Annotated in this window: 10 protein-coding genes and 1 tRNA gene; 7 read left to right on the plus strand and 4 right to left on the minus strand. The window is 42.0% G+C overall.

Features of this window, described 5'->3' with window-relative positions:
- Positions 1–25: 25 nt before the first annotated feature.
- Entirely contained in the window at positions 26–490 is a 465-nt protein-coding gene (locus QZT69_RS14535; RefSeq protein ID WP_294676130.1) for a MarR family transcriptional regulator, read from the minus strand.
- A 122-nt stretch (positions 491–612) separates the two neighbouring features.
- On the opposite strand from QZT69_RS14535, the gene QZT69_RS14540 reads away from it, so the two are divergent.
- Entirely contained in the window at positions 613–3,513 is a 2,901-nt protein-coding gene (locus QZT69_RS14540; protein WP_294676134.1) for a histidine kinase, read from the plus strand.
- On the opposite strand, the gene QZT69_RS14545 is transcribed toward QZT69_RS14540, so the two are convergent.
- Positions 3,514–4,104: a tRNA-(ms[2]io[6]A)-hydroxylase gene (locus QZT69_RS14545; RefSeq protein ID WP_294676136.1), complete on the minus strand. Its 591-nt coding sequence runs from the start codon at positions 4,102–4,104 to the stop codon at positions 3,514–3,516.
- A gap of 212 nt (positions 4,105–4,316) precedes the next feature.
- Between QZT69_RS14545 and QZT69_RS14550 the strand changes: the two genes are divergently transcribed.
- From QZT69_RS14550 to QZT69_RS14575, 6 genes are all read left to right on the plus strand, one after another.
- Positions 4,317–5,951, plus strand: coding sequence for an alkaline phosphatase family protein (locus tag QZT69_RS14550; RefSeq protein WP_294676143.1), 1,635 nt, complete (start codon positions 4,317–4,319; stop codon positions 5,949–5,951).
- A gap of 318 nt (positions 5,952–6,269) precedes the next feature.
- Positions 6,270–6,351, plus strand: a tRNA-Leu gene (locus tag QZT69_RS14555).
- A gap of 74 nt (positions 6,352–6,425) precedes the next feature.
- Positions 6,426–7,778: a trigger factor gene (tig, locus tag QZT69_RS14560; RefSeq protein ID WP_294676158.1), complete on the plus strand. Its 1,353-nt coding sequence runs from the start codon at positions 6,426–6,428 to the stop codon at positions 7,776–7,778.
- A gap of 75 nt (positions 7,779–7,853) precedes the next feature.
- Entirely contained in the window at positions 7,854–9,404 is a 1,551-nt protein-coding gene (locus tag QZT69_RS14565; protein ID WP_294676165.1) for a sodium:solute symporter, read from the plus strand.
- A gap of 101 nt (positions 9,405–9,505) precedes the next feature.
- Complete coding sequence (locus tag QZT69_RS14570; protein ID WP_294676167.1) at positions 9,506–10,171, plus strand: HAD family phosphatase; 666 nt, start codon at positions 9,506–9,508, stop codon at positions 10,169–10,171.
- Positions 10,172–10,237: 66 nt separating this feature from the next.
- Complete coding sequence (locus tag QZT69_RS14575) at positions 10,238–11,380, plus strand: putative sugar nucleotidyl transferase (protein WP_294676171.1); 1,143 nt, start codon at positions 10,238–10,240, stop codon at positions 11,378–11,380.
- A gap of 1 nt (position 11,381) precedes the next feature.
- Here the strand turns inward: QZT69_RS14575 and QZT69_RS14580 are convergent, their stop codons facing one another.
- Entirely contained in the window at positions 11,382–13,400 is a 2,019-nt protein-coding gene (locus tag QZT69_RS14580) for a fibronectin type III domain-containing protein (RefSeq protein WP_294676184.1), read from the minus strand.
- A gap of 4 nt (positions 13,401–13,404) precedes the next feature.
- Complete coding sequence (locus QZT69_RS14585) at positions 13,405–16,290, minus strand: hypothetical protein (RefSeq protein WP_294676189.1); 2,886 nt, start codon at positions 16,288–16,290, stop codon at positions 13,405–13,407.
- Positions 16,291–16,302 lie beyond the last annotated feature (12 nt).

Genomic DNA, 16,302 nt, shown 5'->3' on the forward strand with positions numbered 1-16,302 from the left:
TCGTTGGATGGAAAAAATTCCGGGTTTATTTTTTCGGGTAAAAAAATTCGAACTGGTTAGCCGGGATATCTTGTGTTTTTGTAATGAGTTCTGTAAGAATTAACTGAAAGTTAGCATGTAAAGACGGATCTAACAAACTAAAAAAGTATTCATTGGCTTCTTTGATACCTTTTTCAATTTCCAGTATCCACGGTTCTGCTTTAGGTGTAATATGAAGCCTGCGCTCTCTGCGATCTTCCGGGTTTGTTTTCCGTTCGATAAAACCATCTTTTTGTAAGGCATCAATAATGCGAACCATTGAAACTTTGTCCATGAGGAGTTGATCTGCCAATTCCTGCTGGTTCATTTGCCCATTGTTTTTCCCGATTAAGTACAGGGGAAAATAATACCTCTCTACAGGCGTATGCTCTAAAAGAAGAGTTAGTTTCCCAATGTATTGCTTTGTCAGAAAGCTGAAAAATCGGCCTAAAGGCCACTCTTGTGTATTCATAATCCTCAAGATAGTTAGTAAAGCTAACTAATAACACGGTAATTAGTTGAGATTTAACGAAAAATTGACGAATTTATTGGGATTCTCTTACATTTGTTCGAATAAATCTATTTACCATCACTTTGATTAAGTCATTGCTTTCAGGATTACTTTTCAGTGCAATTGCATGGAATGCAGCTGCTCGATCAAATCGCATTTCCTGGGATTACAATTACGCACATTATGGTATTGGAAATGGCTTGCCGAGTTCGGAGACCTACCAGGTTTATCAGGATCATGCCGGCATACTTTGGATTTTAACGGACCGGGGAATTGTATGTTATGACGGATATGGGTTCCATACTTATACAACAGAGAACGGTCTTGCAGACAATGTTAATTTCCGCACAGTAGAAGATCCCGGGGGCGGTGTTTGGTTTATCGGTTATAACGGATTATTGAGCGTTTTTCGGGATGGGAAAATGCAGCCGTATCGATACAACGGACTGATTAAGAAAAAACTTAAAACCGTTAGGAACCCAATCGTTTCAGCACATGTTAACCAGGATCTTTCAATTGTTTACAGTTCTTTTAAGAACGGATTATTCACGATAAGTGCACATGGACAATTGAAAGAACTTCCGATAAAATCTGTACACGGAGGATCATTCTGGCAATTTGGAAATGATTTTTTGCCGCATTACCATATTACGAATACTAGTAATGATCCGGTCGACGTCTTCCTGATTCGGAATAATCGCAAATGGGATATAGGGAAACTTTTTTTATCGATTACTGTTAGAGTTAAAGAGCATAAAAAACATCTTTTCCTATTGTCAGATCATAAGGCTTATATGAATGACGGGAAGCAATTCGATTTAGTTTCCGGCGGGCAGCCAGCCATTGCTCTGGATGTAGATAAAGAATTTGTATACATCGGATATTACAAAGGTGGGGTAAAGAAATTTCGCTTTGATCCAAAAACAAAAAAGCTTCTCCTGGTAAGTCATTATTTACCAGGATTCTCGGTTACTTCTGCTTTAAGTGATTTGAATGGAGCCTTGTGGTTTTCAACTCTTGAGAAAGGAGTGTTTGCGATTCATGATGAAGCATTTAAGCAGTTATCCATCAATGGCAGCCGGTTTAACGGAGATGTCAGGTTTATCACCGGTAATAAGGATAAAGTGGTACTTACCCATTATGTAGGGAAATGGCAGCAGCTCTATCCACCTTACAGATGCAAGGATGTAGGGAAAATGATTTATAGATATAACCTGGTTCCTTTTAAAGATGGATTTGTTTTTAGCCAGGGGCTTATTGACTGGGGTGATTGGCCTGATGTCTACGATCTTTTCCCCGGAAACCCGATTTATGTTAAGGGAACCGGTATCATTGGCAGCTCAAGACCCGATAAGCCTGTTAAAATCATGGAAATGGGCCAGGAGGGGAATATTCTTCGGATTTTATTGCGTTTAGGTTCATCCGCCAAACTAAGTGGTTCTTTTTCTCACTACCACATTGGGTCCGATAAGCATTTTTTCGGGTTATTTGACCAGGGAGTTTATGCCGCCGATATCAAGAATCAGAGATTTGACCGGGAGCCATATCCTATTTTGACTAAAAGGATTAGTTTACTAAAATACAACCCAGCCTGGGGATTAATTGCCTGCTCCAATTCGGAAGGTCTTTTTAGAATTGATCCGGAAACGGAAAAAGTCTCCGGTTTTGCTTCCGGTCTTGGTTTGGGGAAACAGGTCTTAACATTTTGCTTTGATGAAAAGGACCGGTTGTGGGTGGCGACCCGGAGGGGAATTTTCCTGCTGGTAAATAATTCCGGGAAAATATCGGTTGACTCTTTCCTGGACAGCGGTGCATTATCCAGTGCGGAAATAACGGATTCATATGTGTATGACAATCTGTTGTACCTGGCTACGAAAGAAGGGGTCCAGAAAATAGACTGGATGCACATTAAAAAAAGATTAAAGGTTTTTCCGCTTTCATTGTTCTCAGTAAAGGCATTTGCAAATAATAAACAATTGACCGAAAGCAGAGTGTTTCCATCTCAAACGGATCTTATCAAAATTTTTCTTTACAGCAAAAACCTGGATAAATCTCCCGAATACCGTTACCGGTTTAACGAAGATGAGACCTGGATCACATCCAACAAGGGAGAGATTATTATTAATAACCCTGCTGATGGAAATTATAGCCTGGAGATAGCATACCTTGATGCAAAGGAAAAATGGTCTGATCCTAAGATCCTCTACAATTTCTCGGTTGAAAAAGTCATTTTCCTGCGCTGGTATTTCATACTGCTTTATGTCGGGTTGATTATTCTTTTGTTTTATGGGGTTTTGAAATATACCGTTAGAGCTGCAAGCAGAAAAAATGAATTGCTGAACCGGATGATGGAATTGGAGCGAATGGCCTTGTCAGCGCAGATGAATCCTCATTTCATCTTCAATTCGTTGAACTCCATTCATAGTTTCCTGTTGTATGAAGAGAATGAAAATGCGGAAAAGTACCTGCTGCGTTTTGCAAAACTGATCCGGCAGACATTGGCCAATTCAAGGGTTTCGTATATAACCGTCTCGGAAGAACATGAAACGTTGAATAATTATGTGCTTTTGGAAAAAATGCGCTTCAAGAATAACTTCTCCTACCGGATAGACTGCAATTTTAAAGAACTTCCCCAGCATGCATGTATTCCACCGATGCTGATCCAACCGTATGTGGAGAATGCAATTATTCACGGACTTTCAAAAAAGACAACAGATGCGGAGTTGTTTATTGGGTTTTACAGAGAAGGCGAACTGTTAAAAGTGGTAATCCGCGACAACGGCATCGGTTATAAAGAATCCATTAAGAATAAACGAGATAACGGACATAAATCATATGGTACTCTGATAACGGAAGAACGTCTGAAGTCTTTCCAGGAAAAAAGTAAAGATGGATTTAGTGTTCGGATCCGTGAAGCTGACGAATTCAATACGGAATTCCCGGGAACGGAAGTGGTGCTGACAATTCCGATACCCAACAATTGATTAGCCGTGCATCGTTTCTGCTTTCCCATACTTATCCATCAGCGAAGCTTCAAATTCCAGGAATGCTTTCCAGCGTGAGTCCACATCAATGCCTTCACCGTATTTCCGCGCAAAATTCAGGAATACCGTGTAATGCCGGGCCTCGCTTTCCATTAAGCTGCGGTAAAATGCACGCAGGTCTTCATCATTGATTTCTTCAGATAAGATCTTGAAACGCTCACAGCTGCGTGCTTCGATCATTGCTGCAAAAAGCAGTTGGTTCACCATGTGTGATTTCTTCGGGTTCCCTGAATGTGCATGTTTCAGAAATTCCAGTAAGTCGTGAACGTATGGGTCTTTGCGTTCAAAACCAAGTTCATACCCCCGTTCCAGGATTTTATCGTGCACCATTCCGAAATGCTCCATTTCTTCCTGGCAAATTTCAATCATGGCTTTTACCATGTCCGGGTATTGCGGATACTGAACGATAATTGAAATGGCATTGCTCGCCGCTTTTTGTTCGCAGAAAGCATGGTCCGTCAATATTTCGGAAATGTTTTTCTCCACAATATTCACCCAGCGCGGGTCGGTTGGTAATTTTAAACCTAACATAATTGAAATTTTACCGCAAATTTCGTGATTTCTTGAATTCAAATCCTAGTTTTGTTGGAATAAGTTTGCCTTCTGAATGAAGGGAATTTGTTTTCTTGCCGATTCAAACGCGCCCGATGACTATCGGGAATATTGAATGCGAACAAAAATCTGCGTTCATCTGCGCTCTCTGCAGGAAATAATTTGTATCAATTATTTAGAAAGATAAAATTATGAAGCTTTTGTCCTTGTTGTTTTTCGTTTGTTTAGGATTTGTGTCCAATCAGGTTTTCTCCCAAAAGAACGCCCCGAAAGTAGTTGTCGGAATTGTGGTTGATCAAATGTGTTACGATTATTTGTACCGGTTTTATCCGCAATTCGGGAAGGACGGTTTTAAGCGCCTGATGGACAAGGGGGCTCATTTCAGAAATGTGACTTACAATTACGTTCCGACTTACACTGGTCCCGGACATGCTTCTATTTATACCGGAAGTACGCCAAGTAACCATGGAATTGTGGCCAACGAATGGCACTACCGCCCCTTTAACAGGGAGGTGAATTGTGTGGAAGATACAACGGTTTCAACTGTCGGATCAATGAGCGGTTACGGAAAACGATCGCCTTATTTTTTGAGATCGAATACCATTACCGACCAGTTAAAGCTAACTTACCCGGACTCTAAAGTAATCGGTGTTTCCATCAAGGACCGTAGTGCGATCCTGCCAGCCGGTCATCTATCCGATGGCTCTTATTGGTACGATTATGCAACGGGAAATTTTATTACTTCGACCTTCTACAAAAAAGAACTTCCGGCCTGGGTGGACCAGTTCAATGATCAAAAGCTGGTTTCCAAATATATCAATGAACCCTGGAAACTGTTGAAAGATTCTTCCTCTTACACCTATATCAAACAAGATAATTCTCCGTATGAAGGTTTGGTAGGAGGGAAGACTAGTCCTGTTTTTCCTTACGACTTCAGTAAAGCTGCGCCAATCGACCAATACAATTTATTTACAATAACACCGGCGGCAAATACCTTCCTGACCGATTTTGCGATCAACGCACTTTCCAAAGAGCAATTAGGGAAACATGCAACGACCGATTTTCTAGCGATCAGTTATTCGACCCCCGATATCGCAGGACATGCTTTCGGACCTTATTCCCTGGAAATGGAAGATATGTACTTCCGGTTGGACCAGGAGCTGGCACGTTTGTTCCAAACTTTGGACAAAGAAATTGGAAAAGGACAGTATGTAGTGTTCCTGACTGCCGATCATGCGGTAGTTCCTGTTCCACAATTTTTGATGGACCATCAATTGCCGGGAGGATACCTATTTCTTCAAAATAAGATTGAGAACCTGAGAAAGGCCTGTGTTGCGAAATTTGGGAAAGACTATTTGAATACCATTGAGAATGACAATGTATACTTGACCGACAATGTTTTGGGAACAGAATTGGAGCCGCAGGTAATTGCTTTATTCAAAACCGAAATCGCTCAATGGACGGAGGTAAAGCAGGTTTATACGAAGGATGAATTATTGGTTAGGACAGCTGATAATTGGCAGCAAATGATCGCTTCCGGTTATGATAAGGAACGAAGCGGAGAATTGATCTTTATCCTGCAGCCGGGTTATTTACCAAAAACAGCAGATACTCCCGGATCACATAAAGGTACCAGCCATGGCTCTGCGTTTAATTACGACACGCACGTTCCGGTATTGTTTTACGGGAAAGATATTCTTCCACAGGACGTGTTTACACCTTATGAGATCGTAGACATCACAGCAACACTGGTGCATATCCTGGACGTTCAGCGTCCGAATACTGCAATTGGAAAGCCGATGATCGAATTATTTCGAAAAAAATAAATAAGCGGTAGGGACGCAATGCATCGCATCCCTACCTTGAATTCAACGGATTGATTAATAACTGATTATTTATTGGGAAAACAAGGTGGTTGAGCGGAATCAAAACCGCAATTTGAATTTTTTGCAGAAAAATCTTTCCATCTGCTTGCAATAATTGAAATAATGACTAATTTTGTGCACCCAAATGCTTACGCTGTAGCTCTTCACCTATGCTTAACCGCTTCGGTGGAGTAAGGTCAGCAAAGGCGCAAAGGGCGGGATTAATCGAAATTCCGAAAATTGAAATAGAATTTAGTCCGCCGCGGCGGAATTAAATATGCGGATGTGGTGAAATTGGTAGACACGCTAGACTTAGGATCTAGTGCCGAGAGGTGTGCGGGTTCGAGTCCCTCCATCCGCACTTCAGATGGTCTCGTTGTTTGTCAATGAAGACCATTTTTTGTTTATACAGGTTAAGAATAAAAAAAAAACGGAATGAACGTAACACGTCAAGAAGTTAATGCAGAAACAGCATTGTTAACAGTGCAGGTTTCACCGGCAGATTACCAAAGTAAAGTGGCTGCTTCTTTAGATAAATATCGCAAACAAGCGAAAATCCCGGGATTCCGCCCAGGAAAAGTTCCTATGGGCTTGATCCAAAAGCAATATGGGAAAGGTGTTTTAGCTGAAGAAATGAACAAATTGGTTTCTGACGCTTTGTACGCATATGTTCAAGAAAATAAATTAGAAATCCTTGGAAACCCGATCCCGAAAGAAGGATCTGAAGTAAAGGGAGATTTCGACAATCCGGGTGATTTTGAATTCGTATATGAAATCGGGTATTCTCCGGCTATCGATTTGAAATTGACCAACAAAAGCAAATACGATTACGTTCAGGTGAAGATTGATGATAAGCTGATTGATCAGCAAATCGATGATTTACGCCGTCGTTACGGAAAAATGACTTCTACCGATGAGGTGGGTGAAACAGATATGATTTTGGCTCAATTCGTTGAGTTGAATGAGGACGGTTCTATCAAAGAAGGTGGAATTATGCATTCTTCAACAACTTCGATGGAGTTTATTGAAGATAAGAAGGTGAAAAAATCATTGGTTGGTAAGAAAGTAGGGGACAAAGTAACTGTTTCTGCTTCTGCAATAACACGAGGTGACAGCGATAAAGCTGCCATGCTTGGAATTAAGCCGGAAGAACTGGCAAACCACACAGATTCTTATCAAATGACGATCAACGACATCAAACGCATGGAGTTGGCTGAATTGAACCAGGATTTATTTGACAAATTGTTCGGTGAAGCAGCTGTTTCTTCTGAAAAAGAATTGCGTGAGCGTATCGCTGCAGATTTGAAGAACATGTTTGCAAATGACTCTGATCGTTTGTTGACACGTGAAGTTTACCGTGATTTAGTAGAAAACACACCGGTTAACCTTCCGAATGATTTCCTGAAGCGCTGGATCCAGCTGTCAAACGAAAAGCCGATCACTATCGAGCAGATTGAAGCAGACTATGACAGCTACGCGAAAGATTTGAAATGGCAGTTGATCCAGGGACATATCTTCAAAGCAAACGATATCAAATTGGACAATGCTGAAGTGATCGAATTCACAAAAGGATTGATTGCAAACCAGTTTGCGCAGTATGGAATTCCTGCTCCTGAAGATGCGGAATTGACCAAACAAGCTGCAGGGGCATTGCAGAACCGCGAGGAAGCAAACCGTATTTACGACATGCTTGCGGAAACAAAATTGACACAATACTTCAAGGATACCGTGAAATTGAACTCGAAAGAAATTTCTTATGACGAGTTCGTTGAACTGGCTTCGAAGTAATTTATATCACATTAAAAAATGGGGCGTCTCGGTTTAACCGGGACGCCCCATCGTTTTTTATACTAATTTTAGTTCATGAACAATATGTTGGCTCCATGGGTTATTGCAGTAGTGTTAATCACTTATTTTGCATTACTTATTTTGATTTCATTTCTGACTTCACGAAATGCAGATTCCGATTCGTTTTTTACCGGTAATAAACAAAGTCCCTGGTATTTGGTAGCTTTCGGAATGATCGGAGCATCCCTTTCCGGGGTAACGTTCATTTCCGTTCCCGGCAAAGTCGCCAGTGAAGGAATGGCCTATTTTCAAATCGTCCTGGGGTATGTGATCGGCTATATTGTCATTGCACAGGTATTGATGCCGCTGTATTACCGCCTGAATGTCACTTCGATCTACCAATACCTCCAAACCCGTTTTGGGACTGTCAGTTATAAGACCGGGGCAGGTTTTTTCATTTTGTCGCGCACCCTGGGATCCGCAACACGCCTTTACCTGGCAACGGAGGTTCTGCATTTGTTCTTATTTAAGGATTTGGGAGTAGCCTATTGGGTTACAGCCTTAACAACGGTAGCATTGATCTGGGTTTATACTTTTAAAGGAGGAATAAAGACCATTGTCTACACCGATACTTTTCAAACCGTTTTTTTAATCAGTGCTGTCATCATTTGTACAGTCATTATATCCAATGCACTTGGGGTTAACTGGAGCGGCTTGTATGCAAAAATAGCAGCAACCAAAACATCGGGAAATTACTCCATGTCGCGTATCTTTTTCTTCGATGATCCAAATTCTCCGCTGTATTTTTACAAACAATTCTTCGGAGGAATGTTCCTGGCTATCGCCATGACCGGTTTGGATCAGGACCTGATGCAGAAAAACCTGACCTGCAGGAATATCGGAGAGGCCCAAAAGAACATGTATTCATTTACAACGGTTTTAGTTATTACGAACTTTCTATTCCTGCTTTTGGGAGGTGCATTGTATGTTTATGCCAACCACTTTCAAATTGATTTACCGGTTAAAACAGATCATACTTTCCCAACGCTGGCATTGAATAATTTTGGGAAAATTGCCGGAATTTTCTTCCTTTTGGGGATAACAGCCTCTTCTTATGCATCGGCAGATAGTGCTTTAGCTGCTTTAACTACCGGATTTTGCATAGATTTTCTACATTTTGAACGCAGAACAGAGGCCCAGAAACAACGAATCAAACTCTTTGTTCATATTGGTTTTTCGGTTTTATTTTTAGCTATTATTTTGGCTACTAAAACCTATGTTGACGCAAATCCAAAAACAGATCTTATCGGGTTGATTTTGACCATAGCGGGCTATACTTACGGGCCATTGCTCGGATTGTTCACCTTTGGAATTGTATTAAAACGCAAACTAAACGAATGGCTGGTTCCAATTGTATGTATTATTATTCCTTTGGTCTGTTATTACGTAAGCCAGAACATGCCGCTATGGACAGGAGGTGTGATAATCAATAAGGAAATTGTCGGAGGATATCGTTTTGGGAATGAACTATTGATCCTCAACGGATTGTTGACATTCTTAGGCTTGTGGTTTATTTCAAAACCGGGAAAAACTGTTGAAAAGGCTCAAAATGTTCAAACAGTTTAATTGAGGACATAAATAACTGTCTTGCAGAATACTTTCAAAGAATTAAAGGTTTTTTAACCCGGATATCTCATCCCGCGTTCGGATATCGAATACCTTTGAATATGATTCAAAAAACAAAAGCATTTCTCTTTGACCTCAACGGCACCATGATCGACGACATGGGCTTCCATTTAAAAGTCTGGAACAAAATCCTGAACGATGATCTGAAAGCAGGTTTAACCCTTGACCAGGTGAAACAGCAGATGTATGGTAAGAACCACGAATTGCTCGACCGCGTTTTTGGAATTGGAACCCTGAGTGAAGAAACGATTCGTATTTACTCTGAAAAGAAGGAAGCTCTTTACCAGGAAATCTACCGTCCGCATTTGGAGCTGATTCCCGGACTGGGAGGATTATTCCAGCGTGCAGAACATGCAGGAATTTCAATGGCAATTGGTTCTGCAGCAAATAACTTCAACATTGATTTTGTATTGGATATACTGGATATCCGCAAGTATTTCAAGGCAATCGTGGGAGCCGAAAACGTGGTGCAAAGTAAACCTGATCCGGAAGTCTTTTTGAAAGGCGCGGAATTATTGGGTGTTGAGCCGGAATCCTGTATTGTATTTGAAGATGTTCCGAAAGGAGCAGAAGCGGCTTTGAATGCCGGTATGAAAGCGGTGATTATTACCACCACGCATGCGGAAGAGGAATTCGCTCACTATCAGAATGTTCTGTTCTTCATCAAAGATTACAACGATCCCCGCCTCGAAGAATTATTTTCATAATTCGGCATTCGGCACTCGGAATTCGCAATTAGAATAGCTATCTTTAATTTAACAAATAGCATTACCATGAACATCATTCTGCACGATAACGAATTGCATTTGCGTTTTGCACCGCTTACACTTACACGGCCTGTCGGTGATCTGAGAGTGGGAATTCTGACCAATAAAGAACGATGGGAAAAATGGATTCCGGAAGCAACGGTGTCATTTGAGACGGAAAAGTATATTTCCAAAAAGTTTCCAAGGATATCCGGTAAAGCAGATATTGAGGTCAATGCGGCTATTATTCCAACCGAAGCAATTGCTGCGGCAGTGGTGTTTTTGGAAGACAATCAAATCCTGGTTTCCGGGGACACCTGGATTGCCAGAAGGGGAACAGGAAAAGAAAAGATCAAATGGACAGAGCAGCATCCGCTGGAGTTGACCCAGCGCTGGGATCTGTTCCAAATGAACGATGAAATTTTAGTGGCAGACTATTTTCTGCTTACAGGTGGAAGAGAATCTCAATACATTTCAAATTCAAATACCATTATCGGTGATCCTTCACTAGTCTTCCTGGAAGCAGGTGCATCTGTTGAAGGATCGTTTTTAAATACAACTGCCGGACCAATTTACATTGCAGCTGATGCGGAAGTAATGGAAGGATCCATGATTCGCGGACCATTTTCACTGGGAGAACATGCGGTAGTAAAAATGGGTTCTAAAATCTATGGAGCGACCACGATCGGGCCGTTTTGCAAAGTCGGAGGAGAAATTTCGAATTGTGTATTCCAGGCTTACTCCAACAAAGGCCACGACGGATTCTTAGGGAATTCCCTGGTGGGTGAGTGGTGTAATTTCGGTGCGGACAGCAACACATCCAATTTGAAGAACAATTACTCCATGATCCGAACCTGGTCGTACGAACAAGGAACCGAAGTGGAAACCGGCCTGCAGTTTATGGGTGTTTGTATGGGTGATCACAGTAAATGTGCCATCAATACCATGTTCAATACCGCAACGGTAGTTGGAGTTTCCTGCAATGTTTTCGGCGGGGAATTTCCCAAAAAATTCATACCATCTTTCTCCTGGGGCGCCGTAAACGGAACCGATCTTTTCGATCTGAGAAAAGCAAAAGATGCGGCAAATGCCATGATGAACAGACGTGATTTGGAGTTGACCGAAGGAGACCATTACATACTGGATTACCTGGCCAAGCATGGCGGGTAGATCAATACCTCACCTTCACCGCTTCGTGCTTTAAACTTCTGAACCCGTCCTGTGACTGATATTGGATCAGGTATTCGTATTCGTTGCTGATCGAAACGGTTTTGTCGGTGTATTTCATGGCTGGAACATCGGCACTTGAAACAGTTGCAATCAGGTGAAAAGATCCTTCGCTTTTTTTCCGGTAAATAAAGTACTGGAAAACTTCTGTTTGTGGTTTCATCCAGGATAAATCGACTGCTTTTGTACTTCTGTTCGGAGATGCTTTTACATTACTAAGTGCGGCTCTGAAACCGGGTTCGATAAAAAGGCTTCTTGATTTGGAACTGGTCTGATTATTCGATTGATCGATTGCCAAAATGGAATAACTCACATCTTTCGAGAAGGTGAAAGTCGAATCCCTAAAATGACTGAATTCGTCTCCTTTCCATACCAATACCGTATCTGTTTTCGAATCGGTTTTCCGCAATAAATACGATTTTTCCACATCTTTCGACGTAGAATTCTGCCATTCCATATCAATTTGAATCCCTACTTTTCGAAGTGAGATCAGGAATGGTTCGGAAGGTGGGATAGTGTCCGGTTTAACAACCAGAACAGTGTCTGAATTGGGGCTGTTGTTGTAGTTTTTATCAACTGCTACGGCAAAATAGTAAATTTCGTTCGTTAAAGTATTCAGGTTTAAAGTGTCGAGAAACAAGGTGTTCAATTGCAGGCTGGTTGTTCTCTCTACAAACTCCTCTGTTTTTAAATTGGCACGGTAAACACGGTATCCAAGGAGGTCATTGTCTTTTGGTTTGGTCCAGGTTAAAGTGACATGCCCCAGGGAATCAATAATTCCCTTGAGATTGGATATTGCCGCCGGTGGTTCCTGGTCAAGCGTAAAATAATAGTAAGGAGTTGAATAGGCCGTATCGTTGTCGGGTGAAAATGCGAATACCTTGAAGTAATTGCGGTCACCCGAAGGAAGCAAAGAAGTTGTTTTGAATTGAACCTTTGTTTCGTTGGGTTTCAGGAAACGCTCCTCAACCACGGAATAATTGGTCAATAAACTGTCAGAGCGCATTAGAACAAGCCGGTTGACCAAAAGAGGCAGGGAGTCAACGTCTTTACTGATGCTGACCATGATTTCCCGGTCGTATCCTTTTGACTGTACAGTATCGATATTCACAATTGCATTGACAAGCTTCGGAAGGTAGATTTTTACTTCATTGCTGTATTGTCCCTTTATTCCAAAATAGTTGATACCGTAAATTTTATACGTGTAAGTTTTTCCCTGTTGTAATTTCTCGTCTCTGTAGCTGGCCAAACGATCCGTTTTTTCGGTATTGGTCTTGAAGTTGACAAAGGGAGATACCAGGATCTTTTCGAATTTTCCGTTATCAACCTTACGCTCGATTTGAAAGCCCAGGTATTCTGAAACAACCGAATCGGCGTTCCATGAAATAGTTGCTGTTTTTTTGCGGTCGACTTTCCCGGTTAATTTTGGAACTTCGGCAAGTTTGGAGGTTTTGTTTTCAATGATTTGGATGACAGGATCATATCCTTTGATTTCTACTTTGACTGCAAATGGTTGTCCGCCTTTTGGTCTTGGAATCCCGATCATTAAGTCGGAAAGCAGATTCATTTCAAAGGAAAGGGAAGATTCCAGGCTGGCAATGGTGAATGCATAATCCTGTGCTTTTTTGTCATGGCTCATTGCCGTTTTAATTCCGAGCTGTATCTCATGGATTCTATCCAGTTTTTCATTGGATAAATCCCACTTGTCCCATTTTTTGACAACGGGTTCCAAATCTATTTTCTGACCATTTGTAAAATCAGTACGGTCATTTTCTGCAGAAATAGTCACCCTGACACCATTTTCTAAAATGCTGTTGAACATTTGAATGTCTTTCGGCACCCATTTAATAAAAGCAGAATCTTTGGTAATGTGGCTGATAACCGGGAACGTGCTGTTGTTTTGAGAAATCGCAAAACCATGTATGCAAATTATGCTTGTAATAAGTGATAGATATCGTAACATTCTTTTAATTGATAATTTGACAGTCGTTTCCTATTTCTATATCTGCCTGGAAATCCAGATTAATGATTCCGAGTAGTTTGACTGAAAATCCGACAGCTCCGTAGACAAATGTAGGTTTTGGCAATCGACCCTGAAGCAGGGCGGCGGCGTCAATTGAAGCGACCGAATATTCTTTTTTGAGTGTACCGTCATCTTTGTAGCGACGGACACCCATACCGCCACTCAGCCAGGCATAAACCTGTCCCATGAGATACCAATTGTTGAATCCGACTTTGCTTGTGGAACCCGAGCAATGTGCTGTTGGACTCAGTTTGAACATGGTAATATCAAAACCTGCACCAACGCTGGCATAAGCATATCCTCTCCAATTCGTTTCTTTCGGGAATTCCCCTCCGAAATTTGCGGCAATCATCATTCCGGTAGCAAACCCGTTTCCGGTGCTCACGGCACTCATATCTGTACTGATAATAGGGCTTGAACTAACAAGGTTTGTTACGTAGGACGGCGGCGGCGGCATCGGGTCGATCTGCGTTCCGATCATGAAATAGGTATTCGCCGTAAACAGGTTTAATACTTCAATGGTTGCCCTGTTCGACGGACGGTTCAACCAAAAATACCAATCATGTTTGTCAATGTGGATTTTTAAATTACAATTTCCCTGGAGAATTCCCGGAACAATGGCAAGTGCGTCTACTTGTGCATCAAACACTTTTTCAACGTTGTCGTAGTTCACAGAAATAGCACCTTCTACTTTTGTGCAATTAGCACCTCGCTCTGAACGTTTTACGAGCATAGTCGCCCGCCCGAAGAAATTGATATTGGCCAAACCTCCGTTGGCATTGAATTGGATGGAGAAAATAGCTTCGCCGTTCAGGACCGACTCTCCCGGAATGGCCACCAATGCAACACCTGCACTGAATCCGAGTCCCAGGCTGGGATCAGGTATGAAAGGTATGGCGGAAGAAGTAGGGGCGCCCTGATTTGGATTCATAGCTCCGTTAAATGCCCGGTCTAGTTTTTGGGCCGGAGTAAGCGTGCTTTTTACTCCGTATTGAACACCTCCGAAAAGATTGGTGATTAAAGCAAACTGACCGATCGGTATAGTTAGTGGTACGGAAGCATCCACGTACCAGTATCGCTTCGAATTGAGTTTTCCAAATCCAACAGATACTCCGGCAAAATCATTCATGATCGCATTGAGCTTGAATGAAATTGCTCCAAAGAACATGTCCCCGTAAACCGGGTCGTCATCACGAAGAGAAAGGATTCCGTTCAATGCAAACGGACTGGTATTAATAGACAGAGCGATATCGTATACCTTGAATTTGTCGAATTGCAGTCTTTGTCTTCCGTCTGATCCGGTAACTCTTTTTGTAATGACACCTACAAAAGTAGATGCCCCAAAAGAATTGGAATTTTCTTCGCCTCCAAGTTTTAAGCTGAGGTCGACTTTTAAGATAACATTGGATTGCGTCAGGCCAAGTTCCAGGTAATTCAGAGAGATTGGAAGCCTTGCGACTTTGTTGGGTTCTCCGTCTTCGCCAATTTCGTCGCTTGTCAGTGCAAATGTACCGCCGTAAATATAAGGTGCCTGCGTCCCGATGTTTAAGGATTGGAAGAGCAATTTGTTCAGTCTTGCTTTAGCTCCGTTATACGTCAGGTTTCCGTTAAGTGTAATGTCAGGAATGAACTTCCCTGAAACAACCTGCACATGGACCATACAGTTAGGTGCCAGCTTCAGGGTGGAGCTGAACATTGGAAGTTGATAGGTATAACTGTTTACTGTTTTTGCAGTGAAATCATAAATAAGCGCTGAATTATCGTTGGGTTTATAGACTCCTGCACGGTATGCAAATTCAGCATTATTTAAAGGTTCTACGCGGAGTTTTCCGGCCAGTCGACCATCTACCAGGTGGTTATATTCGATACCCAATACCAGGGAATCAATTGAGAATCCCCAGCTGTCCATATCGCCCTCTCCGACACTGAAAATACCGGTTGCAAAGAAATCTCCGGAAACACCGTTGTCATCAATCAGAAGATCTGTTACACCAATGGTCGTTTCGCCACTGCTCCTGCTTAGTTTAGGTGGAAGTTTTACGGAGAGGTTATGCGCATAAAACCCGGTCCAGTTACCGATTTCAGGATAGAGGTTTTGGGTGGCGGCAGGTAAGATAATTCCGGTAGGATTGATAGAATCGTTGCGGTCAACGATCAATTGGTTTACACGGAATTCAAAATCATCCAATCCTTTCACCACAAAAGGATCCATACTGGTCTGGAACATGATTTTGGAAATATCGTCTATATTGACCTGTATGTTCGCTTTTACCTGTCCTCCGCCTGGTTTATGGATTAATTCCTGGCTAAAAAGGATATCGGCGTTAATGTTAGCCCGCTCGTAACCATTGCAGCCCCATTGGATGTAATTTGTTCCGTCGCCTTTGAAAACAATGCTGTTCTTTGGTCCCAATTTGATGCGTTGGTCCCCCAAAAGCTTTAAAGTAATTGGGTTTCCATTACCACCGGGCATAACTCCTTTCGGGTTAAATGAAACACCTTTTGCTGCGAAAGCCAGCTTCCCGTAAGCACCCGGCCAGTCCATGGCCATATAAACATCAAAGGTTGCTCCCTGCGGAGTAAAACGCGCCGAATCAATGCAGATCACGTAAATAATATCACCGATTTTCTTGCAAATTCCGATAGGAAGTGATGCATGATCAGTAGGCGAAAAGTTCGTAGTCTGCTTGTCAGGATTGACCCGGATAATAGAATCCAGGGTAAGAGCCCTTATTCTGGATTGAGCCAAACTAGCAGAGTCAGACTGCGCGTTCCCCTTGAAATTTAGGAAGATGGCGAAAAGAATAAAAAGTAGGTGTCGGGTTTGCATAGTACGAAAGTA

The sequence above is a fragment of the uncultured Fluviicola sp. genome (assembly GCF_902168135.1).
In the GTDB taxonomy this organism is placed as follows: domain Bacteria; phylum Bacteroidota; class Bacteroidia; order Flavobacteriales_D; family Crocinitomicaceae; genus Fluviicola.